The 26,611-nt window shown below is 41.9% G+C and carries 28 protein-coding genes; 24 read left to right on the top strand and 4 right to left on the bottom strand.

The genetic code is table 11. From position 1 onward, the window contains the following. Positions 1-33: 33 nt before the first annotated feature. Entirely contained in the window at positions 34-1,416 is a 1,383-nt protein-coding gene (locus NR125_RS05170) for an alkaline phosphatase (RefSeq protein WP_019380188.1), read from the bottom strand. 191 nt (positions 1,417-1,607) lie between these two features. Here NR125_RS05170 and spoIIIAA point away from each other — a divergent pair, with 191 nt between their 5' ends. The 16 genes from spoIIIAA to NR125_RS05090 all read left to right on the top strand — a co-directional run bounded on the left by spoIIIAA (position 1,608) and on the right by NR125_RS05090 (position 14,018). Beyond that, the gene (gene spoIIIAA / locus NR125_RS05165) at positions 1,608-2,531 is read left to right on the top strand and encodes a stage III sporulation protein AA (protein WP_019380189.1); all 924 of its coding nucleotides are present in this window, start codon (positions 1,608-1,610) and stop codon (positions 2,529-2,531) included. Next, positions 2,532-3,047 (top strand): stage III sporulation protein SpoIIIAB, encoded by a 516-nt coding sequence (gene spoIIIAB / locus NR125_RS05160; protein WP_009332906.1) that lies wholly within the window; start codon positions 2,532-2,534, stop codon positions 3,045-3,047. 54 nt (positions 3,048-3,101) lie between these two features. Further along, entirely contained in the window at positions 3,102-3,308 is a 207-nt protein-coding gene (gene spoIIIAC, locus NR125_RS05155; protein WP_009332905.1) for a stage III sporulation protein AC, read from the top strand. A 15-nt stretch (positions 3,309-3,323) separates the two neighbouring features. Next, a complete protein-coding gene (spoIIIAD, locus tag NR125_RS05150) occupies positions 3,324-3,713 on the top strand; it encodes a stage III sporulation protein AD (protein WP_172581968.1) in 390 nt (129 codons plus the stop codon). Positions 3,714-3,804: 91 nt separating this feature from the next. Then, a complete protein-coding gene (gene spoIIIAE / locus NR125_RS05145; protein WP_019380190.1) occupies positions 3,805-5,004 on the top strand; it encodes a stage III sporulation protein AE in 1,200 nt (399 codons plus the stop codon). A gap of 12 nt (positions 5,005-5,016) precedes the next feature. Continuing rightward, positions 5,017-5,649 (top strand): stage III sporulation protein AF, encoded by a 633-nt coding sequence (gene spoIIIAF / locus NR125_RS05140; protein ID WP_009332902.1) that lies wholly within the window; start codon positions 5,017-5,019, stop codon positions 5,647-5,649. Next, positions 5,642-6,310 (top strand): stage III sporulation protein AG, encoded by a 669-nt coding sequence (gene spoIIIAG / locus NR125_RS05135; protein WP_009332901.1) that lies wholly within the window; start codon positions 5,642-5,644, stop codon positions 6,308-6,310. The genes spoIIIAF and spoIIIAG overlap by 8 nt, the downstream gene beginning before the upstream one ends. Positions 6,311-6,313: 3 nt before the next feature. Continuing rightward, the gene (locus NR125_RS05130; RefSeq protein WP_009332900.1) at positions 6,314-6,853 is read left to right on the top strand and encodes a SpoIIIAH-like family protein; all 540 of its coding nucleotides are present in this window, start codon (positions 6,314-6,316) and stop codon (positions 6,851-6,853) included. Between the two features lie 378 nt (positions 6,854-7,231). Further along, on the top strand, positions 7,232-7,738 hold the full coding sequence (accB, locus tag NR125_RS05125; protein WP_019380191.1) for an acetyl-CoA carboxylase biotin carboxyl carrier protein: 507 nt from the start codon (positions 7,232-7,234) through the stop codon (positions 7,736-7,738). 13 nt (positions 7,739-7,751) lie between these two features. Next, positions 7,752-9,104: an acetyl-CoA carboxylase biotin carboxylase subunit gene (gene accC, locus NR125_RS05120; RefSeq protein WP_009332898.1), complete on the top strand. Its 1,353-nt coding sequence runs from the start codon at positions 7,752-7,754 to the stop codon at positions 9,102-9,104. Between the two features lie 20 nt (positions 9,105-9,124). Then, positions 9,125-9,532, top strand: coding sequence for an Asp23/Gls24 family envelope stress response protein (locus NR125_RS05115; protein WP_009332897.1), 408 nt, complete (start codon positions 9,125-9,127; stop codon positions 9,530-9,532). Positions 9,533-9,810: 278 nt separating this feature from the next. Further along, positions 9,811-10,200: a transcription antitermination factor NusB gene (gene nusB / locus NR125_RS05110; RefSeq protein WP_019380192.1), complete on the top strand. Its 390-nt coding sequence runs from the start codon at positions 9,811-9,813 to the stop codon at positions 10,198-10,200. Between the two features lie 107 nt (positions 10,201-10,307). Then, entirely contained in the window at positions 10,308-11,183 is an 876-nt protein-coding gene (gene folD / locus NR125_RS05105) for a bifunctional methylenetetrahydrofolate dehydrogenase/methenyltetrahydrofolate cyclohydrolase FolD (RefSeq protein WP_256814787.1), read from the top strand. Positions 11,184-11,545: 362 nt separating this feature from the next. Next, positions 11,546-12,886 carry an exodeoxyribonuclease VII large subunit gene (xseA, locus tag NR125_RS05100; RefSeq protein ID WP_019380193.1) on the top strand — a complete coding sequence of 447 codons (1,341 nt, stop codon included), beginning with the start codon at positions 11,546-11,548 and terminating at the stop codon, positions 12,884-12,886. A 5-nt stretch (positions 12,887-12,891) separates the two neighbouring features. Further along, entirely contained in the window at positions 12,892-13,125 is a 234-nt protein-coding gene (gene xseB / locus NR125_RS05095) for an exodeoxyribonuclease VII small subunit (protein ID WP_009332893.1), read from the top strand. Positions 13,126-13,127: 2 nt separating this feature from the next. Next, entirely contained in the window at positions 13,128-14,018 is an 891-nt protein-coding gene (locus NR125_RS05090; RefSeq protein WP_009332892.1) for a polyprenyl synthetase family protein, read from the top strand. A 63-nt stretch (positions 14,019-14,081) separates the two neighbouring features. Here NR125_RS05090 and NR125_RS05085 read toward each other — a convergent pair whose 3' ends face one another. Further along, on the bottom strand, positions 14,082-14,240 hold the full coding sequence (locus NR125_RS05085) for a hypothetical protein (protein WP_019380195.1): 159 nt from the start codon (positions 14,238-14,240) through the stop codon (positions 14,082-14,084). 162 nt (positions 14,241-14,402) lie between these two features. Here NR125_RS05085 and dxs point away from each other — a divergent pair, with 162 nt between their 5' ends. From dxs to spo0A, 6 genes are all read left to right on the top strand, one after another. Then, a complete protein-coding gene (dxs, locus tag NR125_RS05080; protein WP_009332891.1) occupies positions 14,403-16,295 on the top strand; it encodes a 1-deoxy-D-xylulose-5-phosphate synthase in 1,893 nt (630 codons plus the stop codon). A 3-nt stretch (positions 16,296-16,298) separates the two neighbouring features. Then, positions 16,299-17,141 carry a TlyA family RNA methyltransferase gene (locus tag NR125_RS05075; protein WP_009332890.1) on the top strand — a complete coding sequence of 281 codons (843 nt, stop codon included), beginning with the start codon at positions 16,299-16,301 and terminating at the stop codon, positions 17,139-17,141. Positions 17,142-17,409: 268 nt separating this feature from the next. Further along, the gene (gene ahrC / locus NR125_RS05070) at positions 17,410-17,859 is read left to right on the top strand and encodes a transcriptional regulator AhrC/ArgR (RefSeq protein WP_009332889.1); all 450 of its coding nucleotides are present in this window, start codon (positions 17,410-17,412) and stop codon (positions 17,857-17,859) included. Between the two features lie 474 nt (positions 17,860-18,333). Next, the gene (recN, locus tag NR125_RS05065) at positions 18,334-20,016 is read left to right on the top strand and encodes a DNA repair protein RecN (RefSeq protein ID WP_019380198.1); all 1,683 of its coding nucleotides are present in this window, start codon (positions 18,334-18,336) and stop codon (positions 20,014-20,016) included. A 182-nt stretch (positions 20,017-20,198) separates the two neighbouring features. After that, on the top strand, positions 20,199-21,488 hold the full coding sequence (gene spoIVB, locus NR125_RS05060) for a SpoIVB peptidase (protein WP_251175086.1): 1,290 nt from the start codon (positions 20,199-20,201) through the stop codon (positions 21,486-21,488). Between the two features lie 367 nt (positions 21,489-21,855). Further along, positions 21,856-22,644 (top strand): sporulation transcription factor Spo0A, encoded by a 789-nt coding sequence (gene spo0A / locus NR125_RS05055; RefSeq protein WP_019380201.1) that lies wholly within the window; start codon positions 21,856-21,858, stop codon positions 22,642-22,644. Positions 22,645-22,776: 132 nt separating this feature from the next. Here the strand turns inward: spo0A and NR125_RS05050 are convergent, their stop codons facing one another. Together NR125_RS05050 and NR125_RS05045 are read right to left on the bottom strand one after the other, a co-directional pair. After that, positions 22,777-22,917: a YycC family protein gene (locus tag NR125_RS05050; protein ID WP_009332885.1), complete on the bottom strand. Its 141-nt coding sequence runs from the start codon at positions 22,915-22,917 to the stop codon at positions 22,777-22,779. Between the two features lie 19 nt (positions 22,918-22,936). Continuing rightward, positions 22,937-23,173 (bottom strand): DUF2627 domain-containing protein, encoded by a 237-nt coding sequence (locus NR125_RS05045; RefSeq protein ID WP_019380202.1) that lies wholly within the window; start codon positions 23,171-23,173, stop codon positions 22,937-22,939. Between the two features lie 154 nt (positions 23,174-23,327). On the opposite strand from NR125_RS05045, the gene NR125_RS05040 reads away from it, so the two are divergent. Both NR125_RS05040 and yqiS read left to right on the top strand, forming a co-directional pair. Next, the gene (locus tag NR125_RS05040) at positions 23,328-25,394 is read left to right on the top strand and encodes a sigma-54 interaction domain-containing protein (protein WP_019380203.1); all 2,067 of its coding nucleotides are present in this window, start codon (positions 23,328-23,330) and stop codon (positions 25,392-25,394) included. A 207-nt stretch (positions 25,395-25,601) separates the two neighbouring features. After that, on the top strand, positions 25,602-26,504 hold the full coding sequence (gene yqiS / locus NR125_RS05035) for a phosphate butyryltransferase (protein ID WP_009332882.1): 903 nt from the start codon (positions 25,602-25,604) through the stop codon (positions 26,502-26,504). The last annotated feature ends 107 nt before the right edge of the window (positions 26,505-26,611 follow it).

The raw sequence follows: 26,611 nt of genomic DNA, 5'->3' as shown, positions 1-26,611 counted from the left end.
TTACGCCGGGGAAAGAGAGAAAATGCTACATAATTAATCCCAGCTGTAATTCATCAGCTGCGCAATTCTCTTTGGGATATCTATATTCTCCATCACTCCTGTAAAAGTTTCGCTTCCATTGCCATAAGCAAATAAAGGGATCATATTGCCTGTATGTCCGCCGGTTGAGCTGAGAGATCTTACTTTATTTGTTAAAATGCCCCCATGATACTTTTCTGCAATCAGGCTTCCTATTTCCCATGCTGCTATATATTGAGGATAAACTTGGCTGTCTGTGGCCATCAGCTTGCCATTAAATGCTTTAATTTCCTGCTCGGTTAAATCAATATTTGCATACTTTTTTAAAACATCCTTCACGCTTTCTGACCGGTAAGTACCTCTGTTTTCACCTTTTGCAAATTGGCTGACCATATACTGCGGCGTCGCCTTGATTTCTTTTAACTGCTGTATATCCAGCGGTTCTGATGCTGATATCCCCATTGTTTCATGATCAGCGGCAACCAATACCAGTGTTTCTTTGTCCTTTTTTGCCCATTCAACTGCATATTTTACAGCTTCATCAAATTCAATGGTTTCTTTCCAGATGCTTGTAATATCGCCTGCGTGAGAAGCATGGTCAATCCTTGCGCCTTCTGCCATAAGAAAAAATCCCTGTTTTCCTTTTGAAAGTACACTGATCGCTTTTTCAGTCATCTCTTTTAAGCTTGGTTCTTTGCTGTTTTTTAGAGGACGGTCCAGTTTAAAGTTCATATATCCATTATTGAACAATCCGAGAAGCTTTCCCCCTTTGGCATTCTGCATTTCCTCCCGATTGGCTGCATAGTCATACCCTTTCAGCCTGGCCTCGTTAATTAAATCCTTCCCATTTTGCTTATCCGGGCCGAAATAGGCTCTCCCGCCTCCCATTAACACATCGACCTCATTATTCAGCTGCTGGCGTGCAATTTCCTCCTGTCCGGACCATCTGTTTGAAACACTTGCTGTAAAGGCGGCAGGTGTTGCATCTGTAATTGTATTGGTAGAGATAACCCCCGCCTTCTTTCCGTTTTTCTTGAATAAATCCAGAATGCTGTCTATTTCCTTGCCATCAGGAGTAACTCCAATCATTTCATTATTCGTCTTTTTTCCAATTGCAAGTGCAGTACCACCGGCAGCTGAGTCTGTAACAAAATTATTGGCAGATTCGGTATGCACCAATGCCGTGTGGGGGAGAGATTCCAGGAACAGCCGCCCATCCTTTCCATATTCCAGTTTTCTTGCAATCTCAATCTGGCCTATTCCCATTCCATCTCCAATCATAAGAATGACATTTTGCGGTCCTTTTGTATTTCCCTGAAGAGCCATTCCTTCTGAAGGGAAGATGCCAAGGACTAAAAGAAGAAAAATAACCAGAATGTAAGTGCATTTAGCTTTCATAAATTGACACCAGCCTTTTTCAATGTTCTTATTGGATTATTTTTTGAAAAAAAGATTTTTTTTACTCAGCAAAAAGCTTGTCCTAAATAATTGTGAAGCTTGCAAATCTAAGTCATATTGTTTTGCCTCAGGCATACATTTTAAATAATGAGAAGCTAGTCCGAAATCAGATGATGAATGGAGGAGCAGACATGGAAACGATTATAGCCTTTTTGCCGAAAAAAATTGCCGAACAAATACAGAGAATCCCTCCGCAAATCTTAGAGGATCTGGAGGAAATCAGGGTCCGTATTTCCAGACCCATTGAGCTGACAGCAAGGGGGATGCCGCATTATCTCCCATATATAGTTGAGTCAGAGGATGCTGTGCATTTGCTGAATAAAATAAGCCATTTTTCCATTTACACACTGGAGGAAGAACTGAAGAGAGGTTATATCACGATTGAAGGCGGCCATAGGGTAGGACTAGCAGGGAAGGTCATTCTTGAACAAGGGAAGGTTAAGGCAATCAGGGATATTTCCTCTTTTAACATAAGAATTGCCAGGGAGAAAATTGGCATTGCCCAGAATCTGATTCCCAGAATTTACAGGGATGGGTGGCTGCATACCATGATTATTGGTCCGCCGCAGACTGGTAAAACCACCTTACTGCGCGACATTGCAAGAATCATTTCATCTGGTGATCCAAATAATGACTTTCCTGCCAGCAAGGTTGGGATTGTGGATGAACGCTCCGAAATAGCAGGATGTGTGAACGGGATTCCGCAAATGACATTTGGGAATAGAATTGATGTCCTTGATGCCTGTCCAAAAGCTGAAGGCATGATGATGATGATTCGTTCCATGAGCCCCGAGGTTCTGGTTGTTGATGAAATTGGCAGGCATGAAGATGCAGAGGCCATAATGGAGGCTGTAAATGCCGGAATAAAGCTGATAATGACTACACATGGGAATTCACTGGAAGAAATTAAGAAGCGCCCCACTTTAAAAGCCATATTGGAAATGGGCATTTTTCAGCGATTTATTGAACTGGGCAGGAAAGAAGGGCCAGGCAGCATTGTGTGCATTAGAAACTCAGACAGTGCGGGATATCCTCATAAAGCGGGCGTGATGTAAATGATGAAGGTTATTGGAGCTGTTTTGATCATCGTTGCTACAACGTGGGCAGGATTTGAAGCTTCGAGGCATCTGACCGAACGGCCGCGCCAGCTTCGCCAGCTTAAATCGGCACTGCAGTCCCTGGAGGCTGAAATTATGTATGGACATACGCCACTTCATGAAGCAGCCAGAAGACTTTCTGCCCAGCTTTCCAAGCCATTATCCTGGTTCTTTGAATCCTTTGCAAAGAAATTGACTGATTCCGAGACGACCGTTAAGGACGCCTGGGAAGAAAGTTTGAAGGAAATATGGAAAATGACGGCTTTTAAACAAGGGGAATTCGAGATTATGAAGCAATTTGGCGAAACACTTGGAAGACATGACCGTCTTTCCCAGCAAAAGCAGATTATGCTGACCCTTTCCCACCTGGAACGTGAAGAAGCAGATGCACATGACAGACAAGTGAAATACGAGAGAATGGTCAAAAGTCTGGGTTTTTTATCTGGATTGCTCTTAATCATTTTACTAATGTAGGAAACGCCGGCAGCCTGAATGCCGGACGCTGATCAGAGCTTAGGGGGAGAAAAGATGGGCCTAGAGGTAGATATCATATTTAAGATTGCAGGTGTCGGAATTGTTGTAGCCTTTTTGCATACTATTCTTGATCAGGTGGGCAAAAAGGAATACGCACAATGGGTGACGCTGTTCGGATTTATATATATCTTGTTCATGGTTGCTTCCATTGTAGATAACCTATTCCAAAAAATAAAATCTGTTTTTTTGTTTCAGGGTTAAAAGGGGGGCTCAGCCATTGAAATTCTGCAGATAGTCGGATTTTCGCTTGTAGCCACTTTCCTGGCGCTGATTGTTAAGGAGCAAAAACCCAATTTTGCTTTTTTGCTGATTGTTTTTGTCGGCTGTGCCATCTTTCTTTTTCTGGTAGACCAAATTTATGCCATTATCCATATGATTGAAAAGATTGCCGTCAATGCAAAGGTGAATATCGTATATGTTGAAACCATTTTAAAGATAATCGGAATAGCCTATATTGCTGAATTTGCAGCCCAGATCACGAAAGATGCAGGTCAGGGGGCCATTGCAGCAAAAATTGAAATGGGCGGGAAAATACTTATCCTCGCCATGGCTATCCCGATCCTTACTGTATTAATCGAAACCATCATTCGCATGATTCCGAGCTAGCTTATGCCGGCCTGCTGAATAGGCTGGGCGCCGGAATGGACAAGCACATATTGCGGGCATTAGACAGGGTCTTTTAAAAGAGGTGAAAAAAATGAAGCAAAGGATGCAGAAAACGTTATGGTTAAGCTTAATTCTATTCTTTTTCCTGGCACCAATTGTACAAGCCTCACCTAAGACCGGCGAAGCAGAGGAAACGATATCCCCCCAGGATTTAGTGGAATCACAGGTGGAGAAGTTAGATCTTAATGAATTGAAAGGGTTTTGGGAAGAAATCACAACAGAGTATGGAGGCTTTTTGCCTGAAAGCCAAAAGGGGAGCCTTTATGAATTTATAAAGGGAGAAAAAGAATTCTCACTAAAAGAGTGGGCTGCCGGCGCAATGAAGTTTGTGTTCCATGAGTTTATTGTAAATGGAAAACTGCTTGGAACCTTAATATTGCTGACGGTATTTAGCATGTTCCTCCAGTCCCTGCAGAATTCATTTGAAAAAAGCACTGTCAGTAAAGCGGCCTATTCAATCGTTTTCATGGTTTTAATAATTATTGCACTGAATAGCTTTCATGTTGCGATCACTTATACACAGGAAACCATTTCAACCATGGTGTCATTCATAATGGCTCTAATACCGCTGCTGCTTGCACTGATTGCTTCTTCGGGAGGTGTGGTATCCGCTGCTTTTTTCCACCCGGTGATTTTATTTCTGATGAATGTCAGCGGACTATTTATCCAGTATATCATCCTTCCACTCTTATTCTTATCCGCTCTGTTAAGCATCGTCAGTACATTGTCAGAGCATTACAAGGTAACCCAGCTTGCCAATCTGCTGCGGAATTGGAGCATAGGACTTCTCGGCATGTTCCTGACAGTCTTTTTAGGAGTCATTTCAGTTCAGGGAGCCTCAGCGGCGGTTACCGATGGAATTACCATACGTACAGCGAAATTTATTACTGGAAATTTCATTCCAGTCATTGGGAGGATGTTTACAGATGCGACCGATACAGTCATTAGCGCTTCGGTGCTATTGAAAAATACTGTTGGGATAGCAGGAGTCGCCATTCTCCTTATTATCGCAGCTTTTCCTGCAATCAAGATTTTAATGATTGCGTTTATATATAAATTCGCGGCTGCCATTTTACAGCCGCTGGGGGGAGGGCCGATCATATCCTGCCTGGATATAATCAGCAAAAGCATCATCTATGTTTTTGCCGCTCTGGCCATCGTCTCCCTGATGTTTTTCCTTAGTATTACGGTTATTATAGCAGCCGGTAATTTGACCATGATGGTCAGGTAGGGAGGGAATGAAGTGGATTTCATAAAAGAATGGGTAACGAACATCATATTATTTGTTCTGCTTGCCACTGTCATAGATATGCTCCTCCCCAATTCAAAGCTTCAGAAATACACAAAAATGGTGACAGGGCTGCTGCTGATTGCGATTATTCTTACACCGATTTTAAGAATTATATCAAGTGATTTTGAAGAGGCTCTTGTTTCAGTGCCAGTTTTTGAGGCATCTGGTGAAAAAAACATGGAAAATTTAATAGAAATGAAGAAAAAAGAAATACAAGCCTCAAGTGATGCATATATTTTAGAACAAATGGCTGTCCAAATGGAAAAGGACGCAGAAGAGGAGTTGATGGAACAGTACGGTCTGGAAATTGCCAACATTGATATTTTAGTAGATGAAAGCAGTGATCAAGCCTTCCCGGATAACCTGCAAAAGGTCATGATCCAACTTAAAGCAGAAGATGCAGAAGCAGAAGCTGTAGAAGTGGTTAAAACAGTGGATATCAATACCGGGGAACCTCTTCCATCCAGCGGACCCGATCATGAAGACACAAAAGGAATCGCTTCTTTTCTCGCACAAAAGTGGAATGTAGACGCAAACTCAATCGAAGTTCTGGCAGAAGGGGGGAATATGGATAAGGATGGATAATGAAAAAGGACCTTTCACGTGGATAAAAAAGATAATTTCCAAAGACGGGCAGTCTGACAAGAAGCCTGGGAAATTCCATTATTTGCTTCTAGTTCTCCTTTTTGGAGCAGCGATCATGCTGATCAGCAATACACTGTTTCAAGAAGACAGCTCCACCGAGGATTTGTCCGTTTTTAAAAATGGGGAAGAAGCGAAGCAGAAAGAAGAGGTGCCGGTATTCGGCCAGCAGAAATCCGGAGGAAATGATACAATCTCCAATTATGAAAAGGCATACGAAGCTCAAATAAAAGAGGCCCTTGATGCAATCGTAGGGGTTGAAGATGCAACAGTTGTGGTAAATGTGGATGCCACAGAGAAGAAAGTCCTTGAAAAAAATAAAACGACCCAAACACAGAAAACCGATGAAACTGATCGGGAAGGCGGCAAAAGGAAGGTTGAGGATCAGTCACAGGAAGAACAGCTTGTGATCGTCCGAAATGGAGAAAAAGAGGTTCCGATTGTCATAGAAACCAAGAAACCTGAAATAAGGGGAGTGCTGGTCGTGGCAAAAGGGGCAGAAAATATACAAGTGAAAAAATGGATTATTGAGGCAGTAACAAGGGCACTCGATGTCCCAAGTCATAGAGTATCCGTAATGCCTAAAAAAACAAAGGGGGAATAATAGATGCTTTTAAAGAAACAAACAGTCTGGCTTTTAACAATGCTAAGTTTGGTGGTTGTATTATCCGTATATTATGTAACATCTCCGGAGCAAAAAGGCAGTGACCTGGCTGCTATGGAAGAGAAGGCAAAGGGTGAAATGGAATCAGTTGAAAGTGAAGATGGCAAGGCGATTATTACAAACACTGCCAGTGATGAAATGTTTGAAACTTTGCGCCTTCAGCTTGACGATGAGCGCAGCCGCATGAAGGAAGACCTTACGTCAGTTCTTGGGCAAACAGATCTTCCGGCTGAAGAAAGAATGAAGGCAAAAGATCAAATTGATGAATTAAATGAAATCGCCCAAAAAGAAGCGATGCTTGAAACATTAATCAGAGCGATGGATTATGAAGATGTACTTGTCCGTGCTGACGGCAAGAAGGTTCAAATTACGGTTAAAGCAAAAGATCATTCAGCTTCTGCTGCAAACAATATCATTCAGGAAGTAAGGAACGAAATTGGACAGCTTGAGGCAGTCGCCGTTGAGTTCCAGGTTGAAAAGTAAATAATATAGAGGGAGCCTGCATAATTCCTGCGGGCTCCCTTTTATAATTTTATTTTATGTTTGGTAACTTTTTCATATAAGTGCATAATATAAAAGTCCTGTTTACTATAGAAATCTGGCTGAATTTCATGTAAAATCCTTAAATATTTCACAAAAAATTAGAAAAATATTAAAATGGAACACAGGATGGATAGAGAAATTATTATCCAGTACATAATAGGATGTTGAAGTTTTATAAGGTCTTATCGTATGATATTAGTATCTAGTCATAATTAAATCATGCAGAACATTCCTGCCGTATGTTCTAATTCTTTGCATCAAAAGGATAAATACGGATTAAAGGGATTGTCATGCAGTGAGAAAACAAGGGGTGCCAAAATGTTAAAAGTACAAGAAATCCGTGAACTGATTAAATTAGTTGATCAGTCAAATATTGATGAATTTGTATATGAGCATGAAGGTTCAAAAATTAAGATGAAGAAAAAGGGCAATGAAGCAGCCGTTGTTCAGCAAGTTCAGCCGGCAGCTGTTCAAGCGATAGCTCCTGCTCCGCAGCCAGTCCAGCCAGCTGCTGTAAAAGTGGAAGAGCCAAAAGCAGAAGCGCCAGCGCAAGTGCCGGCACCACAGGCTGATGCCGCGGAAGATTTACATAAGATTGTTTCACCAATGGTAGGGACCTTTTATCAATCATCTTCACCTGATGCCGATGCTTATGTAAAAGCCGGCTCCAAGGTTACAAAAGATTCCATTGTCTGCATTGTAGAAGCAATGAAGTTATTTAATGAAATTGAAGCAGAAGTTAATGGCGAAATTGTAGAAGTGCTTGTAAAGGATGGCCAGTTAGTAGAATATGGCCAGCCACTATTTTTAGTAAAGCCTGAATAAGGAGCGGTTACAGATGATCAAAAAACTCTTGATTGCCAACAGAGGAGAAATAGCGGTGCGCATCATTAGGGCAGCCCGCGAGATGGGGATAGAATCTGTAGCTGTATTTTCAGAAGCTGACAGGGAAGCACTCCATGTTCAGCTGGCCGATGAGGCTTACTGCATTGGCCCAACAGCGTCAAAGGACAGCTATTTGAATTTCACCAATATAATTAGTGTCGCTAAGCTTACAGGCTGTGACGCGATCCATCCAGGTTATGGATTCCTTGCTGAAAATGCGGACTTTGCTGAACTGTGCAGAGAATGCAATATTATCTTTGTCGGCCCGACTCCAGAAGCCATCAGCAAAATGGGCACAAAGGATATTGCAAGGGAAACCATGAAGGAAGCAGGAGTACCGATTGTTCCTGGCTCCAACGGAATCATAAAGGATACAGAAGATGCTATTCAGCTTGCTGAAAAGATTGAATATCCGGTAATTATTAAAGCGACTGCCGGCGGAGGCGGGAAAGGAATCCGTGTAGCCCGTACTGAGCAAGAGCTTATTAAAGGAATTACGATCACTCAGCAGGAAGCACTAACGGCTTTCGGAAATCCTGGCGTTTATATTGAAAAATATATTGAGGACTTCCGCCATGTGGAGATCCAGGTTCTTGCAGATAATTACGGGAACACCGTTCATCTGGGAGAAAGGGATTGCTCCATTCAAAGGCGTCTGCAAAAGCTGCTGGAGGAAACGCCTTCACCTGCCCTTGACGGGGAAACACGCGAAGAAATGGGAAATGCAGCTGTTAAAGCAGCAAAAGCGGTTGATTATACAGGCGCTGGCACGATAGAATTTATATACGATTATCAAAATCGCAAATTCTATTTCATGGAAATGAACACGCGTATTCAAGTGGAGCATCCAGTTACAGAAATGGTTACAGGGGTCGATTTAATCAAGGAGCAAATTAAGGTTGCTTCAGGTGAAAAGCTTAATTTCACACAGAGTGATGTTACTTTTAGCGGCTGGTCGATCGAATGCAGAATTAATGCGGAAAACCCTGAGAAGAACTTTATGCCATCAGCAGGAAAGATCAATATGTACCTGCCTCCTGGCGGGCTGGGTGTCAGAGTGGACTCTGCTGCCTACCCTGGCTATATGATTCCTCCATATTACGATTCAATGATTGCAAAAGTGATCACTTACGGCAATACTAGAGAAGAAGCCATTTCCCGAATGAAACGGGCATTAAGTGAATTTGTAGTGGAAGGGGTACATACAACAATCCCATTCCACCTCAAGCTCCTAAGCCACGAAAACTTTGTGGAAGGGCAGTTTAATACGAAATTTCTTGAATTGCATGATGTAATGAATTCTTAAAGACTTGTGGAGGTGCTAAAATGAGCGAAAATAATATTCTCGAAATGAGCCCTGAAAATTCTGGCCTTGGCAAGGTGGAAATTGCACCGGAAGTTATTGAGGTTATTGCCGGCATTGCTGCTTCGGAAGTAGAAGGCGTAGCGCAAATGCGCGGAAACTTTGCTACAGGAGTGGTTGAAAGGCTCGGTAAGAAGAACCATGGCAAAGGCGTAAAAGTCGAATTAACAGAAGAAGGCATCAAAGTTGATGTATATTGTCTGATGAAATTCGGCGTCTCCATTCCAAGCGTTGCCCAAAAAATTCAGGATAACATCCGTCAGGCCCTCCTGAATATGACAGCCCTTGACGCCCAGGAAGTAAACATCCACGTAGTAGGAATCATGTTTGAAAACCAAAAGCATGAGGTTGAATACGAACAGGAAATGTAACCCACCATCAAGCCAAAGACATAGAATTCGTCTTTGGCTTTTCTCATGGTTCAGTCTCCTTCATCATTCACTCCTTAAGACGTAATAAAGGAGTTTTTAAAGGGAAAATTAAATTTATAAGTTTCCAGCCTGAAATCATGTTTCTGTCCAAACATAATGCTCTTGTTGTAGTGCGAAGATTCCTTACTTATGCTATTATCTTCTTATGCAATTTTTGGACGTGCAAATGCTCAAAAATGAAAAATTACTATGTTAAGCCATAAAGGGGTTTTATAAAGATGAAGAGAAGAACAGCCAGAGAAAAAGCATTGCAGGCTTTATTTCAAATTGATGTAAGCCAGGCAGAACCGGAGACCGCCATCGAACATGTTTTAGAGGGTGAAAAAAGCGATGAGTACCTAAACAAACTAGTATCGGGTGTCCTGCAGCATAAAGAAACAATTGATGGCAAAATCAAAGGATTTCTTGAAAAATGGACACTGGAGAGGCTTGCTACTGTAGACCGCAATCTTCTGCGCTTATCCGTTTACGAGCTGCTGTATTTAGCGGAGGAAGTCCCGGCCAATGTGGTGCTCGATGAAGCTATTGAAATCGCCAAACTTTACGGTGATGATCAATCAAGCAAGTTTATTAATGGTGTTTTATCAAAGGTAAAAGAAAAGCTTTAAAAATAATAGAGTTCTGACTCATACTGGATGTGCTGGCACTTTTTAGATGCAAGCGAGCCGGCAGTCCTTATCATAGGCGCTTCCGAGTTCCTGATAGGGGGATGAAAATGGCTGCAGAATTAATAGATGGAAAAGAAATTGCAAGAAAGAAACAGGATCATATCGGTTCAGAAGTTCAAAAGCTGAAGGCGGAAGGGATCACGCCAGGCCTGGCCGTTATTTTAGCAGGGAATAATCAGGCATCCAGGACATATGTGAAAAACAAGCAGAAAACATGCGATAAGCTGGGAATGAATTCTATGCTTATTGAACTTCCCGAAAGCGTCAGTGAGCAAGAGCTTATCAGAAAAATCACTGAGTTAAACGAAAGTGAAGATATCCATGGAATCCTTGTCCAGCTTCCGCTCCCAAGCCATATTAATGAAAAAGCCATCATCGAGGCCATATCTCCTGACAAAGATGTAGATGGGTTTCATCCCATAAATATTGGCAGGATGATGACAGCTCAGGATGCATTTATCCCCTGTACTCCCGCAGGGATAATTGAAATGCTGGATAGCATTGGTACAGACATTTCCGGAAAGCATGTAGTGGTTATTGGGAGAAGCAACATTGTAGGAAAGCCCACCGGGCAGCTGTTCCTCAATGAAGACGCTACTGTCACATACTGCCATTCGAAAACGGCTGATTTGAAGGAATATACAAAGCGGGCGGATATACTGGTGGCAGCAGCAGGCAAAGCGAAATTAATCACGAAAGACCACGTTAAAAATGGTGCAATCGTGATAGATGTCGGCATGAATCGAAATGAGGGAGGAAAGCTTTGCGGCGATGTTGATTTCGAGGCAGTGAAGCACAAAGCAGGATTTATTACTCCTGTTCCAGGCGGAGTGGGGCCGATGACAATTACCATGTTAATGCATAATACGCTAAAAGCAGCAAAGCTTTCCATAAGCAAAGTTAAAAGTAATGGCCGCCATTGATGCAAAATCTGTCCATTTCCATTATCCTGTATTTAGGAAACCTGTCATGCAGGAAAAAGCATGCAGGCAGAATGGAAGGACAGTTTTTTTGATAGATAGGAAAGTATAACCTTGAACTTTGATAACTGTCCAGCTTCGCAAGGAAAGCTTCGACAGCTTTATCATCGCACGAATAAAAGCGCTAGCTTTTAGAAGGAGCGCCTACCCCCTCGAGATCATAAGCCGTGCCTCACAAAAAGGCAAAGAACGCCTTTCTATGAGTCGCGTCTTGTGCTTATCAGTGGTGGGCAAGGCGCTTGTGCTTTTCTTGCGTTATTGCTCTGCAGGAGATGCAATGCAGCTTCAGCATAAAGGAGATTGTTATGAAGGAACAGCAGTATCTGACAGTAAACGCACTGACCAAATACATAAAACGAAAATTTGATGCCGACCCTCATCTGCAAAATATTTTGGTTAAGGGGGAAATCTCAAACTTTAAACAGCATTCAAGCGGTCATATGTACTTCACTTTAAAGGATGAGAAAGCCCGAATTTTAGCCGTAATGTTTGCAGGAAATGCGAGGACAATGAAATTCAGGCCGGAAAATGGCATGAAAGTCTTAGTTCGCGGAGCCATATCCGTTTATGAATCCAGCGGGCAATATCAAATATACGTACAGGAAATGCAGCCCGACGGGATAGGAGAACTTTATCTGGCTTATGAACAGCTTAAAGAAAAACTTGAGAAAGAAGGATTCTTTTCACCTGCGCATAAAAAAGATATACCGCGTTATCCAAAAACAGTTGCGATAATCACATCCCCTACTGGAGCTGCAATCAGAGATATTTTGACAACGCTCAAAAGGCGCTATCCAATTGCGAACATACTTATATACCCTGCGCTTGTTCAGGGGAACCAGGCAGCTCCCTCAATTGTGAAAGCGATAACGGAAGCTAATACCTCCAGGGATGCAGATGTCTTAATCATCGGACGGGGCGGAGGCTCCATTGAAGAGCTTTGGGCCTTTAATGAAGAAGCCGTAGCAAGGGCAATATTTAAGTCTGAAATACCTATAATTTCAGCTGTAGGCCATGAAACGGATTTTACAATAGCAGATTTTGTTGCAGATTTAAGGGCCCCAACCCCAACGGGAGCTGCAGAATTGGCTGTTCCGCATATCGATGACTTGACGGAAAGACTTTTCAACAGGCAATCACGGCTGATAAGAGCGATGAAAGAACAAGTTGCACTGCAAAATGAAAGGCTTCTAAGGGTGCAGAAATCATACGCTTTCCGGTACCCGCAAAAATTGTATGAGCAAAAAATGGAACAGCTGGATAAAGTGACCGAACAGCTAATGAGAGGTTCAAGAAGGCTGCACGATTTAAAGCTTGAGCAGGCAGAAACCCTGCAAAAAAGGCTGGTTCGGAGTCATCCAGGGCAGCTGAAGAATCAGGCGAAAGAAAACAATGATCGGCTTCATAAACTTTTAAACAGAACAATGACAAACATCCTGGCTGCAAAAGAAAAGGACTTTGCGAGAGTTATTTCAACCCTCGAGGCGCTCAGTCCGCTAAAAATTATGGATAGGGGCTATAGCCTTGCTTATACAGAAAATGAAACCCTGATAAAGACCGTGTCCCAAGTTAAAGCGGATGATATGATAAAATTGAAGGTGTCTGATGGAAGCATTGAATGCAAGGTAACGGATATTGAGGAGTGAATGGCATGGCGGATGAAAAACAACTTTCATTTGAACAAGCAATGGAAGAACTTGAAGTTATTGTGGAAAAGCTTGAAGAGGGAGATGTTCCCCTTGAAGAGGCTATTAATATTTATAAAAAAGGCATGGAGCTTTCAAAATTATGCCATGATAAGCTTAAAAATGTAGAATCACAGCTTACGGAAATACTGGCGGAGGATGGCCGTAAATCGAACTTTGCCATTCCGGAGGAGGAATAATTTTGCATCAATCCTTAAGTTCTTTCTCTGAACTGCATAAAGAGAAACTGGAAATTCATTTAAAGGATTACGTACATAAATTAAATGCTCCTCCTGAGGTCAAGGAATCAATGCTGTATTCACTTGAAGCCGGAGGAAAGCGGATAAGGCCAATGCTGTTATTTGCTTCATTGGCTGCTTTTGGCGAGGATACGTCGAAAGGGCTGTGGACTGCGGCGGCGATTGAAATGGTCCATACTTATTCGCTCATTCACGATGACTTGCCAAGCATGGATAATGATGACTTAAGAAGAGGCAAACCGACGAACCATAAAGTATTTGGAGAAGCATTCGCCATCCTGGCAGGCGATGCCTTGCTTACATACAGCTTCCAAACAATTGCGGAAACGCCTGACGAATTTGCTTCTGCTGAAACAAAGCTTTCTTTAATTAAAGAGCTGTCGAAAGCTTCCGGTGCTGAGGGGATGGTAGGCGGCCAGGCAGCAGACATTAAAGGGGAAGGCAAGCAGCTGGGCTTAGAGGATCTTGAGTACATCCACGTGCACAAAACGGGCAAACTGCTGGAATGCAGTGTTGTATCAGGAGCAATTTTGGCAAATGCCAGTCAGGAAACAATTCAGGCTCTATCTAAATTTGCCTATCACCTGGGACTGGCTTTTCAAATCAGGGATGATATCCTCGACCTTGAAGGGACAGAGGAGATAATCGGGAAGCCTGTAGGCAGTGATGAATCAAAAGATAAAAGTACTTATCCATCTCTTCTTTCAATGAGCGGGGCGAAAGAGGCGCTTGAAGAACATATCAGATCTGCAAAAGAAAAGCTGAGGGAAACAGGCCTTCAAACAGAGCTGCTCGAAGAAATAACAGATCTAATTGCAAACAGGGATCACTAAATCGGAAGTCAGGGTGCCAAAAATGAATTAGAAAAACGATGGTCTTGCCGCTGTACTTTTGTATCAGCGGCATTTGCTGTTTAATAAAATGATGGTCTTCAATGTGTATATTTTGGTATCATAGGAATTGCTGCTGGAGAAGCTTGCACTTTTTTTCCTGTGGATGCATTGGCCAGCGGAAGAGACACCATCAAGACTAAAGCTGTTTAATATGAAAAGCATTTGGAAAATCTCCTGTAATAAGGTAATCTTAAGATACTATCTTTTAGACAGGCTAGACGCTGTAATAAATAGGCTTGTTTTGTTTAGGCTTATACAAACACTGCCTAACATTACGTAAAAAGAAAACGGATGAATAAGAAACGAAAGTGAGTGGTCCGCAGTATGGATCTGTTATCAATTAAAGACCCTTCCTTTTTAAAAGGGCTCTCGAATAAAGAATTGGAAAGTTTGAGTCAGGATATCCGCACTTTTCTAATAGAAAAGCTTTCAGGCACCGGGGGGCATATTGGGCCTAATCTTGGAGTTGTTGAGCTGACTGTCGCATTGCATAAATGTTTTGACAGTCCGAAGGATAAAATTATTTGGGATGTCGGACATCAGTCTTACGTCCATAAAATTCTTACGGGCCGTGCGTGTCAATTCGATACTTTAAGACAATATAAAGGTCTTTGCGGTTTTCCGAAAATGATTGAAAGCGAGCATGATGTATGGGAAACGGGGCACAGCTCCACTTCTTTATCTGCAGCAATGGGAATGGCTATTGCCAGAGACTTGAAAAAAGAGAACAATTATGTCATTCCAGTAATTGGGGACGGTGCATTAACAGGCGGAATGGCTTTAGAAGCCTTAAACCATATCGGTCATGAAAAAAAGGACATGATTGTCATATTAAATGATAATGAAATGTCAATTGCACCTAATGTTGGTGCTCTTCACAATGTACTTGGAAGGTTAAGGACTGCAGGCAAGTATAATTGGGTGAAAGATGAACTTGAATATTTATTAAAAAAGGTTCCGGCAGTCGGCGGAAAGTTGGCCTCAACTGCTGAAAGACTGAAAGATAGCCTAAAGTATCTGTTTGTGTCAGGCATGTTCTTCGAAGAATTAGGTTTTACCTATTTGGGACCTGTCGATGGGCATAACTATGAAGCCTTATTCGAGAACCTTGCTTATGCTAAGAAAACAGAAGGCCCAGTGCTCCTCCATGTTATAACGAAAAAAGGAAAAGGCTATCACCCTGCAGAAAGCGACCGGGTTGGCACATGGCATGGTACGGGACCTTATAAAATGGAAACAGGCGACTTTTTGAAACCTGCAAGTACACCGCCAGCATGGAGCAAGCTTGTCTCGGAAACCGTCAGGAAGCTTGCGAGAGAAGATGAAAGAATCGTTGCAATTACTCCTGCAATGCCTGTTGGCTCGAAGCTTGAAGGCTTTGCAAGTGAATTTCCGGATCGGATGTACGATGTTGGTATTGCTGAACAGCACGCAGCAACGGTAGCTGCCGGGCTGGCAACCCAAAACATGAAGCCGTTTCTTGCAATTTATTCTACTTTCCTGCAGCGTGCTTATGACCAGGTGGTACACGATATTGCTCGCCAGAACTTGAATGTATTTATCGGAATAGACCGGGCAGGACTTGTGGGTGCAGATGGTGAAACCCATCAGGGTGTATTCGATATTGCGTTTTTAAGGCATTTGCCGAATATGGTATTGATGATGCCAAAAGATGAAAATGAAGGCCAGCATATGGTAAAAACAGCTATAGAATATAATGATGGCCCTATCGCAATGCGTTTCCCGCGCGGAAATGGCATAGGAGTACCTATGGACACAGAACTTAAGCCAATTCCAATTGGAACATGGGAAGTTCTGCTCGATGGCAATGATGGAGCGATTTTAACCTTTGGGACAACCATTCCAATGGCTTTGAAGGCAGCACAAATCCTGGAGAAACAGGGACACTCCATTAAAGTCATTAATGCAAGGTTTATTAAGCCGCTTGATGAAAAGATGCTGCATGAATTGTTCGCAGCCAATATGCCAATTCTCACTATAGAAGAAGCTGTGCTGCAGGGTGGCTTTGGCAGTGCAATTCTTGAATATGCTCACGAACATGGCTTCCATCATGCGGAAATCGACCGTATGGGGATACCTGATAAATTTATTGAGCATGGCAGTGTAAATGAACTATTAGAAGAAATCGGCATGACTTCAGAAGATGTTGTTGAGAGAATGGGAAAACTGGCAAGAAAAAAACAAAAAAGGGCTTAAAAAATGAAAACAAAGAAAGAACGATTAGACGTTTTATTAGTTGAAAGAGGTCTTGCTGAGACAAGAGAAAAAGCGAAAAGAGCCGTTATGGCCGGCCTGGTGTTCAGCAATGAAAGCAGGATGGATAAGCCGGGCGAGAAGGTTAGTGCGGACATTCCGCTTACTTTAAAGGGGAAGGTCATGCCTTATGTCAGCCGGGGAGGCTTGAAGCTTGAGAAAGCTCTAAAAGTTTTTAATTTAGAAATCGAAGGCAAGATCCTCCTTGACATTGGGTCCTCAACCGGGGGCTTCACAGATTGTGCCCTGCAGAATGGCGCCAAATTGTCATATGCATTAGATGTCGGATATAATCAGCTTGCCTGGAAATTAAGGCAGGATGAACGAGTAGTGGTAATGGAAAGGACCAATTTCCGGTATGTAACCCCGGCCGATCTTTCAGCCGGTATGCCTGATTTTGCTTCCATTGATGTTTCGTTCATTTCTCTAAAGCTTATATTGCCTGTATTAAAAACGCTGCTTGTTCCGGGCAGTGACACAGTTGCCCTAGTGAAACCCCAGTTTGAAGCTGGACGGGAACAGGTTGGGAAAAAGGGGATTGTCAGAGATCCTAAAGTACATGAAGCAGTGCTTGATAAAATTATCGGATTTGCACTGAGCCTCGGTTATGATGTCAAGGACGTTTCCTATTCACCCATTACAGGCGGAGACGGCAACATAGAATTTCTCCTCCATCTGTATTGGTCAGGCAGCAGAGAGGAAGGAGAAAACCTTCTTAAAGCCCAGACAGATGAAGTTGTAAAAGAAGCCCACGCCGAACTGAAAACGAAGGTTAAAGAAGAGGAATAGGCTGATGCCTGTTCCTCTTTTTAAAAAGGATATATAATGTCTGCTTCGAGAACTATCCAGCGCAAGCAGCCTGCCCTTCGAAGGTTTCGGGTGGGAATGGCCCTTGCGCTTTTCTTAAAGGAATTTGTCGAGTTTGAACGAATAATAATAAATAATATACGGGAAAAATTGTACTTTATTGAGAAAATCAGCTAACATTAGAGTACAAAATACTTTAAATTAATTTTTTTCTGCCCGCTGTTAAGCGGCTGATTATAGAGGTGAAAAAATGAATAAAGGGCAAAGACATATTAAAATCCGGGAGATTATTACAAATAACGATATTGAAACACAGGATGACCTGGTGGATGAATTGAAAAACGCCGGGTTTAATGTAACTCAGGCGACTGTCTCAAGAGATATTAAAGAGCTTCATCTGGTAAAAGTTCCTTTAATGGACGGAAGATATAAATACAGTCTTCCAGCGGACCAGCGCTTCAATCCGCTGCAAAAGCTTAAACGAAATTTAATGGATGCCTTTGTCAGAGTGGATACTGCAGGACATCTCCTTGTAATGAAGACTCTCCCGGGCAATGCCATGGCTATTGGCGCACTTATTGATAACCTTGACTGGGAAGAGATTCTGGGGACAATCTGCGGGGACGACACATGCCTGATCATATGCAAAACCCCAGAAGATACAGAAGCAATTTCAAACCGTTTTCTTGAAATGCTGTAGATAATTCAAGCTCCGAGCGCCGTCGCTTATGCCGATAGGCTGGTGTTCATCGTGTTTCTTAAAAGATAAGAATGTATGAATACTGAAGTTAGATAACTGCCTAGCTCCAGAGACTGCCCCATCGAGGTCACAAGCTTGTCTAGTTGCGGCTCCTAGAGACTCTCAGATCTAAGCCGTTTCCTTACAGAAGAAACGCCTTCTTACAAGAACCGTCTTATGCCTAAGGCCCGCAGGACAAGGAAGGCTTCGTCAGCATAAACATCGCACGACCGAAAGCGGAAGCTTTTAGGAGTGTACGGGTCATGCAGACGTTGCCATAGGACGTGGCGCTTTTAGTCTGTATTCCTTGAAGGGAAGTCGCCTTCACATTTCAAACAAGCCCCCAAAAAGGCAAAGAACGCCTTTCCGGGAGGCACGTCATGTGCTTGTCGGGGTTGGGCAAGGCGCTTGCGCTTTTCTTAAGAGGTGATATGATTGTTAAACGAAATATCCATACGAAATTTTGCCATAATCGAAGCCCTTTCTGTCTCATTTGAAAAGGGCTTAACTGTTTTAACTGGTGAAACAGGGGCGGGAAAGTCCATCATTATCGATGCCATTCACTTGCTGGCTGGAGGCAGGGGATCTGCAGAATTTGTCCGCCATGGTGAGGATAAGGCTGAAATTGAGGGGCTTTTTATCCTGGATGATCTTAAACATCCTTGCTATAAACGGTCTGCTGAATTTGGGATAGAGATTGAAGATGGAATGATTGTTCTCCGCAGAGATATATCAAAGACAGGAAAAAGCGTCTGCAGAGTGAACGGAAAACTTGTCACTATATCTGTATTGAGAGAAATCGGAAGTTCCCTTATTGATATACATGGCCAGCACGAACATCAGGAATTAATGGATGAAACCTTTCATCTTCCTCTCCTCGATCAGTTTGGGGGATCCAAATTATCCGCTGCTTTAACTGAATACCAGGATATCTACAGGTTATATGAAAACACACTGAAAAAGCTTAAAAATTTAAGTGAGAATGAACAGCAAATGGCGCACCGGCTTGATTTAATTCAATTTCAGCTGGATGAAATTCAATCTGCTCAGCTTAAATTGAACGAAGATGAAGATTTGATTGAAGAAAAAAGAAAGCTTTCCAATTTTGAACGTATTTTTGATTCTCTTCAGTCAGGCTATAATGCTCTTCAAGGAGAACAAAAAGGGCTTGATTGGATCGGAATGGTTATGGGCTATATGAATGATGCCGCGGAACTGGACCCCGCCTATAAAGAAATAGCGGAAAATGTGGCAAACAGTTTTTATTTGCTTGAAGATGCAGCGAGATCACTCCGCAATGAAATGGACTTTATGGAATATGATCCCCAAAGACTTAATGAGATAGAAAGCAGATTGAATGAAATTAATGGGTTGAAAAGAAAATATGGAAAAACGGTTGAAGAAGTGCTGGAATACTCTGCACAGATAGAAGAAGAAATTGAAACCCTACTAAATAAAGAAACCCATATTGATAAGCTGCAAAAGGAAGTTGCTGCCCTGAAAAAAGACCTTCTGGTTGAAGGAGAAGAATTGAGCAAGCTGCGCAGAAAATCTGCCCTTAAACTTACCAAGTTAATTCACAAAGAGCTTAAGGAATTATATATGGAAAAGACAGTCTTTGAGGTCAGATTCTTTTCTGATTCCGAAGTCTTCCTGAAAAACGGAATTGACAGGGCTGAGTTCTACATTTCCACCAATCCGGGAGAACCGCTTAAGCCGCTGTCTAAAATTGCATCAGGCGGTGAATTGTCCCGAATCATGCTTGCTTTAAAGAGCATATTTTCAAAGCATCAGGGTGTCACAAGTATTATTTTCGATGAGGTGGATACAGGCGTGAGCGGCAGGGTTGCACAAGCCATCGCGGAAAAGATTCATCACGTTTCCGTGGATTCACAGGTTCTGTGCATCTCTCATCTTCCTCAGGTTGCGGCCATGGCAGATACTCATTTATTTATTGCTAAAAACACAAAGGATGGGCGGACAAAAACAACAGTAAAACCGCTCACTGAAGATGAGAAAATCAAAGAAATCGGCCGTATGATTTCCGGGGTGGAAATTACTGATTTAACAAAAGAGCATGCGAAAGAGCTGCTGCACCTGGCTAATCAGCTAAAGTAATTTTGATCCATTATAAGGTCTGTTCCCGCCAGCGGCGCTATCAGATCTAATACCTTGAAAAGCTATCCAAAGCAGGATAGCTTTTTTTATGTGAATGGCTGTTATAAATGCCCTCAATGCAGGCAAAATTAAAGATGTAGCCATTTGACGTGGATGGACTAGAAGCGAGGAGAGTGAAAAATTTGACATATGATGTTTTACGCAAAATAATTGGTGGAATTCTCCTTGTTTCATTAATTGCTTTAGGTTTTTCCAAGCCTGTTCAGGAATATTTGCAAGTACCTGCAAATATTACTCTTTTTGAAGGGCAGCAGCTGGACATTGCAAAGGCAGAAGCAGTGTCGGCCGGACTGTCCATAGATAATACAAGTGTTTCACTTAAAGAAGATAACCATTCGATTTCGCTTCATGCAAAAGAAAATGGAAAAAATGAAATGCTTCTCGAACTGGCAGGTTTTCCGATAAAGAAAGTTGATGTTAACATCTTAAAAGATTTTAAAGTTATTCCAGGAGGCCAATCGATTGGGGTTAAACTGAATACAGTAGGCGTGTTAGTAGTTGGACACCATCAGGTTAATACGGCTGAAGGAAAAGCTTCGCCTGGCGAAACGGCCGGCATAAAAATTGGAGATATCATTACAGAAATCAATGGAACGAAAATAGAAAAAATGTCAGATGTTGCTCCCTTTGTTCAAGAAGCTGGCAAAAGCGGCAATCCGCTCCAAATTATCGTAAGCCGTGAAAGCGGAAAGGTGAAAACAGAGCTGACACCCTTGAAAGAAAACGGGGAAGAAACCTATAAGCTTGGATTATATATACGTGACTCTGCAGCAGGTATTGGGACGATGACCTTCTATCACCCGGAATCGAAAAAATATGGAGCACTCGGCCATGTTATTTCCGATATGGATACAAAGAAGCCAATTGTGGTTGAAGACGGGCAAATTGTCCGATCAACTGTTACTTCAATTGAAAAAGGAAGCAATGGCAATCCTGGTGAAAAACTTGCACGATTTTCTTCAGATAAAGAAATAATCGGGAATATTGTCAGAAATAGTCCATTCGGAATATTTGGGGAATTAAACCGGGATATGAAGAACGGAATTTTTGACAAACCGATGCCTATAGCCTTATCTCATCAAGTCAAAGAGGGCGCTGCCCAAATTTTAACTGTGGTCGACAATGACGAAGTACAATTGTTCGATATTGAAATTGTCAGTACGATTCCGCAGAAGTTTCCGGCAACAAAAGGAATGGTCATAAAAGTGACGGATCAGAAGCTGCTTGATAAAACAGGCGGCATAGTCCAGGGGATGAGCGGAAGCCCGATTATCCAGGATGGCAGGATTATTGGAGCAGTGACCCATGTATTTGTAAACGACCCTACTTCAGGATATGGTGTTCATATTGAATGGATGTTAAATGAAGCAGGTATTGATATATATGAAAAAGCTGAAGAAAAAGCATCCTAATACTGAATGGATCTTAAAAAAGGCGGGTTAAACCCGTCTTTTTTTTACTGCTCTTGCAGTGAAAAAACAGGCCGCATTATAGGCTAAACAAAAACTATGAGTAAAATAGTTATGTTAAAATGAAAATAAAGAATTTTCGACAAAGAAACACGGATTGTAAAGAGTATGACGAAATCGGTCGAAAACAGAAGAAAACAAAAGAATAAATGAGGTTTAGTTGGTTTTTTAAGAAAATTTCAAAAAAGTAGAGGAATTTTTGTTGCATTGTCGAATTTCTCATTTAGAATAGAAAATAGATATCAAAAAGAGCATGTTCGAAAATGAACATTTATTAAAGAGACCATAATTGGACCGAGGAGGAAAGTAAGTGAAGAAAATAAAAGTTTGTGTTGTGGATGATAATAGGGAACTGGTCGGGCTTTTAGAGGAATATATATCTTCTCAGGAAGACATGGAAGTTGCCGGTGTGGCACATAATGGACAGGATTGCCTCGAAATATTAGAGCATACACAGCCCGACGTTCTTGTATTGGATATCATCATGCCTCACTTGGATGGACTTGCTGTACTCGAAAAAATGAGAGATTTAAATTTGAAAACACTCCCTAATGTAATCATGCTCACTGCATTCGGACAGGAGGATGTTACCAAGAAGGCAGTGGATTTGGGAGCCTCATACTTTATCCTTAAACCATTTGACATGGACAATTTGGCAAGTCATATACGCCAAGTCAGCGGAAAATCGAATTCATTTCTCCGCAAACCCGCTCAATCTTACCGTCCTCAGGGAGAAGCAAAGCCTAAGAACCTGGATGCCAGCATCACCAGCATCATCCATGAAATTGGCGTTCCTGCCCATATTAAAGGATACTTATATCTCCGTGAAGCCATTTCAATGGTATACAACGATATAGAACTTCTCGGTTCCATTACAAAAGTGCTGTACCCTGATATTGCTAAGAAGTTTAATACTACTGCAAGCCGTGTGGAGCGTGCAATCCGCCATGCGATTGAAGTTGCGTGGAGCCGCGGTAATATTGATTCCATTTCCTCTCTTTTTGGGTATACAGTCAGCATGACAAAAGCAAAGCCAACCAACTCGGAATTCATTGCAATGGTTGCAGATAAGCTGCGTCTGGAGCACAAAGCTTCTTGAAAGGGTAAGGACTTATAACAAAATCATTTATTTTTTATGCTGCGCTCCTTATGGGGCGTTTTTTTATTGTCCTCAAAATTCAGCGGAAACAAAAAAGTTCAGTTTGAAATTTTTCAAACTGAACTTATTAATTTATTTCTTTTCTTCATTCTCAAGCTCCATCATCTTTTGAATCAAAATGTGCTGAGGCATGTGCATGATTTGCTCAAGAGGAAGATTTAGTTTTTCAGCAAGCTTTAATGCTGTTTCCGGTGATAACTGCAGCGGCTTCACTTTTTATCCCCCCACTAACTTATTTGGTTTTAAATCGTTCCTGAACTTTGTTTCTCTTTCGATCGCGATAAAGAATAAATCCTGCGATAAAGCCAAGACCTATGATTAAGAAAAGGAAACCTGAAACAAATTGAAGCCATAAATATGGAAATGGGCTTTGCAGGATGCCAAAGACCATATCTCTCATTAATTTTATCCCATAGACAGCCAATATGCCTGGCAGGAGTAAAATTAATAAAGCAATTAGTCTAATCATAAAAAAATTCCCTTCAAATCGAATTACCTATCGAAATCATAAATCATTAAATAAATTTGTCAAGTACCGCTGCTGTGCTAAAATAAATTCATGAAGAATGTTGCACGGAATAATGTCAAGCGTGCAAGAATTTTCAATGAAAGCAGGTAGAAAAATGCAAACAGTAATGATTGTCGGTGCAGGTAAAGGCGGTACGGCCATCCTTAAAATTATAAAGGAAACGGCTGTTCTGGATGTAAAAGCTATGGTGGACATTAATCCGGGTGCTGAAGGACTTCGGATTGCCAAAGAAAGCGGCATCCCGATTGGCACTGATTGGCGTTATTTTATGGATCAGGATATTGATATCATTATTGAAGTTACCGGAAATGAACAGGTGTTTATCGACATCAGGGAAGCCAGGAGCAAAAATACGGTCCTGATTCCTGGAAGTGTAGCTTTCTTAATCGCGAAATTACTTGAAGAAAAGGAAGAACTGATTTCGAAATTCAGAAATGAAACGTATAAGCATGATTTGATTTTTAATTCGACTGATGACGGTATGATTGTAATCAACAACTTTAGTGAGATTACAGTCTTTAATCGAAGTGCGGAGAGAATGACAGGAATTAAGAGGAAAGACGCTTTAGGGAAAAAAATTAATGAAGTCATTACAGACAGCATGCTTCCCAGAGTTATGGCAACAAGGAGAATTGAAGCGAATCAGGAAATGACTTTGGCAAATGGCCTGAAAATTATTACGACAAGAATACCGATGCTTGGAGAAAATAACGAATTAATGGGTGCGTTTGCTGTTTTTAAGGATATAACAGAAGTAGTCTCGCTTGCGGAAGAAATTACGAATTTGAAAGAGATACAGACAATGCTTCAGGCGATTATTCAATCAAGTGAAGAAGCCATTTCTGTGGTTGATGAAAATGGGAAAGGGATTTTGATCAATCCGGCATATTCGAGGCTAACAGGCCTTGAAGAAGAAAAAGTGATCGGGAAGCCTGCCACAGCTGATATTTCCGAAGGTGAAAGTGTGCATATGAAGGTTCTTCAAACGAGAAGGGCAATGAGAGGTGTGGCCATGAGGGTCGGACCGAAAAGAAAGGATGTTATTGTAAATGTTGCGCCTGTCATTGTTGATGGAAAGTTAAAAGGAAGTGTGGGAGTTATTCACGACGTATCGGAAATTCAGAATCTGAATCGTGAATTAAGCCGGGCAAGACAGATTATCCGTACATTGGAAGCGAAATATTCATTCGAGGATATTATTGGATCATCTGAAGAGATGAAGCTTGCAATTGAACAGGCAAGACTCGGGGCTAAAACTCCAGCTACCGTTTTGCTAAGAGGAGAGTCAGGGACAGGCAAAGAATTGTTCGCCCACGCTATACATAATGCCAGCGACCGAAAATATAACAAGTTTATCAGGGTTAATTGCGCAGCATTATCAGAGTCTCTTCTGGAAAGCGAATTATTTGGTTATGAAGAGGGGGCGTTCTCAGGAGCAAAAAGAGGCGGCAAACGGGGTTTGTTTGAGGAAGCTGATAAAGGCAGTATCTTTCTGGATGAAATTGGCGAGCTGACAGCTAACACTCAGGCGAAACTGCTCAGGGTTCTTCAAGAACATGAAATTACAAGAGTGGGAGGGACCAAGCCCATTTCAATAGATGTTCGAGTTATTGCTGCGACCAATGTGAATTTAGAAAAAGGAATTGCAGACGGCACTTTCAGGGAAGACTTATACTACAGGCTGAATCGAATGCCTATACATATTCCTTCATTAAGACGCAGAAAGGAGGATATTCCTCTTCTATGCAGCAGGCTTATTCAAAAGATCAACCAGGAATATGGACGGAATGTAGAAGGTGTAACAGAACAAGCAGTTAATAAACTAATGGCCTATGATTGGCCGGGAAATGTGAGAGAACTTGATAATATCCTCGGCAGAGCCATTATTTTTATGAATTACAACGAAACAGATATAGAGGAAAGGCATATTCCGGATTTGATAGGTGCCAATAAGCCGTCTCCAAGTGTTGAAACAAGTGAAGGAGCACAAACTAAAACATTAACTCAGCTGGTAGAGCAATATGAGGCAAAAATGATCAGACAAACACTTCACAAGCTGGATGGAAATAAAACCAAGACTGCTAAATCGCTTGGACTCTCTGTCAGGAATCTTTACTATAAATTGGAGAAATACGATATTGCAAAAGATGGCATGCAATAAATTTCACAGTGTGCAATTAATTGCGCACTTTAACTCAGTGAATAAAGCGTTTTCACAGTAATTTTAAGTTGGCACACTTCTTGCAAGTATAATAAACGGATGGACATCAAGAAAAAGGCGCCGGTAATTGTCTAGCACAATCAGCCTGCCCCGCGAGGTGCCGTGGGAGGGCGAGGCGCGCGCTTTTCTAGTAAGGGGGTTGAACAGATGAAATTGGATTCGCTTCTAACGAAAGCAACCCAATATGGTGAGAAAACAGTAGCCGTAGCCGCAGCGGAAGACGAAGAAGTTCTCGAAGCAGTTGCTGAAGCAATTAAGCTGAACTTAGCAAGCTTTTTATTATTTGGGGATCAAGTAAAAATCCGCGAAATCATAAATCGGAACCATAGCGCAGCAGCTGAAAGCCCTAAGCTTGAAATCCTTCATGCAGAATCGCCTGCATATGCTGCAGAATTGGCAGTAAGGGCTGTAAAAGAGCAGAAAGCCAATGTGCTGATGAAGGGAAATATCCCGACGGCAGGTATTTTAAAAGCTGTCTTAAATAAAGAATTCGGCTTAAGAACAGGAAATGTTTTATCACATGTGGCGGTATTTGAGGTTCCAGGTTTTGAACGATTTACGATTGTCACTGATGCAGCAATGAATATTGCACCGGACCTCAATCAAAAAGCACAAATCCTGAAAAATGCAGTTGAAATTGCAAGGAGCATAGGAATAGAAAAGCCTCTTGCAGCCCCGATTGCTGCAGTAGAGGTTGTTAATCCTGCTATGCAGGCAACTCTGGATGCCTCAGCATTAACTCTTATGAACCAAAGGGGCCAGATAAAAGATTGTCTTGTCGACGGTCCCCTGGCTTTGGATAATGCAATTTCTTTTGAAGCGGCTGAACATAAGGGGATCAAAAGTGAAGTTGCCGGACAGGCAGATATTTTATTGGTGCCGACTATAGAAGTTGGGAATACTTTATATAAATCACTTGTCTACTTTGCGAAAGCAAAAGTAGGAGCTGTTATCGCAGGTGCCAAAGCGCCGATCGTTCTTACTTCAAGAGCAGATTCGGCAGAAAGCAAGGTTTATTCCCTTGCTTTAGCGATATGCTCAGCAAAGTAATGGGCTCTGAAAGAAAGAAATTAATTCATTCAGTATTTTATAAATCGTAAATTAAATTTTTTTTAACAAAACGAACATATTACTTTTAAAGAATCCGGGGAGGAATT

It is taken from the genome of Cytobacillus sp. Bac17 (genome assembly GCF_024519925.1).
Taxonomy (GTDB): Bacteria; Bacillota; Bacilli; order Bacillales; family Cytobacillaceae; genus Cytobacillus; species Cytobacillus pseudoceanisediminis.
Note: the sequence above shows the minus strand (reverse complement) of the source record. Positions and strands in the feature narration are given on the sequence as shown.

Coding starts and splice junctions, on each gene's coding strand:
- NR125_RS05170 (WP_019380188.1), bottom strand. CDS start 1,416: ATGAAAGCTAAATGCACTTACATTCTGGTTATTTTTCTTCTTTTAGTC.
- spoIIIAA (WP_019380189.1), top strand. CDS start 1,608: ATGGAAACGATTATAGCCTTTTTGCCGAAAAAAATTGCCGAACAAATA.
- spoIIIAB (WP_009332906.1), top strand. CDS start 2,532: ATGATGAAGGTTATTGGAGCTGTTTTGATCATCGTTGCTACAACGTGG.
- spoIIIAC (WP_009332905.1), top strand. CDS start 3,102: ATGGGCCTAGAGGTAGATATCATATTTAAGATTGCAGGTGTCGGAATT.
- spoIIIAE (WP_019380190.1), top strand. CDS start 3,805: ATGAAGCAAAGGATGCAGAAAACGTTATGGTTAAGCTTAATTCTATTC.
- spoIIIAG (WP_009332901.1), top strand. CDS start 5,642: ATGGATAATGAAAAAGGACCTTTCACGTGGATAAAAAAGATAATTTCC.
- NR125_RS05130 (WP_009332900.1), top strand. CDS start 6,314: ATGCTTTTAAAGAAACAAACAGTCTGGCTTTTAACAATGCTAAGTTTG.
- accB (WP_019380191.1), top strand. CDS start 7,232: ATGTTAAAAGTACAAGAAATCCGTGAACTGATTAAATTAGTTGATCAG.
- accC (WP_009332898.1), top strand. CDS start 7,752: ATGATCAAAAAACTCTTGATTGCCAACAGAGGAGAAATAGCGGTGCGC.
- NR125_RS05115 (WP_009332897.1), top strand. CDS start 9,125: ATGAGCGAAAATAATATTCTCGAAATGAGCCCTGAAAATTCTGGCCTT.
- nusB (WP_019380192.1), top strand. CDS start 9,811: ATGAAGAGAAGAACAGCCAGAGAAAAAGCATTGCAGGCTTTATTTCAA.
- folD (WP_256814787.1), top strand. CDS start 10,308: ATGGCTGCAGAATTAATAGATGGAAAAGAAATTGCAAGAAAGAAACAG.
- xseA (WP_019380193.1), top strand. CDS start 11,546: ATGAAGGAACAGCAGTATCTGACAGTAAACGCACTGACCAAATACATA.
- xseB (WP_009332893.1), top strand. CDS start 12,892: ATGGCGGATGAAAAACAACTTTCATTTGAACAAGCAATGGAAGAACTT.
- NR125_RS05085 (WP_019380195.1), bottom strand. CDS start 14,240: ATGCTTTTCATATTAAACAGCTTTAGTCTTGATGGTGTCTCTTCCGCT.
- dxs (WP_009332891.1), top strand. CDS start 14,403: ATGGATCTGTTATCAATTAAAGACCCTTCCTTTTTAAAAGGGCTCTCG.
- NR125_RS05075 (WP_009332890.1), top strand. CDS start 16,299: ATGAAAACAAAGAAAGAACGATTAGACGTTTTATTAGTTGAAAGAGGT.
- ahrC (WP_009332889.1), top strand. CDS start 17,410: ATGAATAAAGGGCAAAGACATATTAAAATCCGGGAGATTATTACAAAT.
- NR125_RS05045 (WP_019380202.1), bottom strand. CDS start 23,173: ATGATTAGACTAATTGCTTTATTAATTTTACTCCTGCCAGGCATATTG.
- NR125_RS05040 (WP_019380203.1), top strand. CDS start 23,328: ATGCAAACAGTAATGATTGTCGGTGCAGGTAAAGGCGGTACGGCCATC.
- yqiS (WP_009332882.1), top strand. CDS start 25,602: ATGAAATTGGATTCGCTTCTAACGAAAGCAACCCAATATGGTGAGAAA.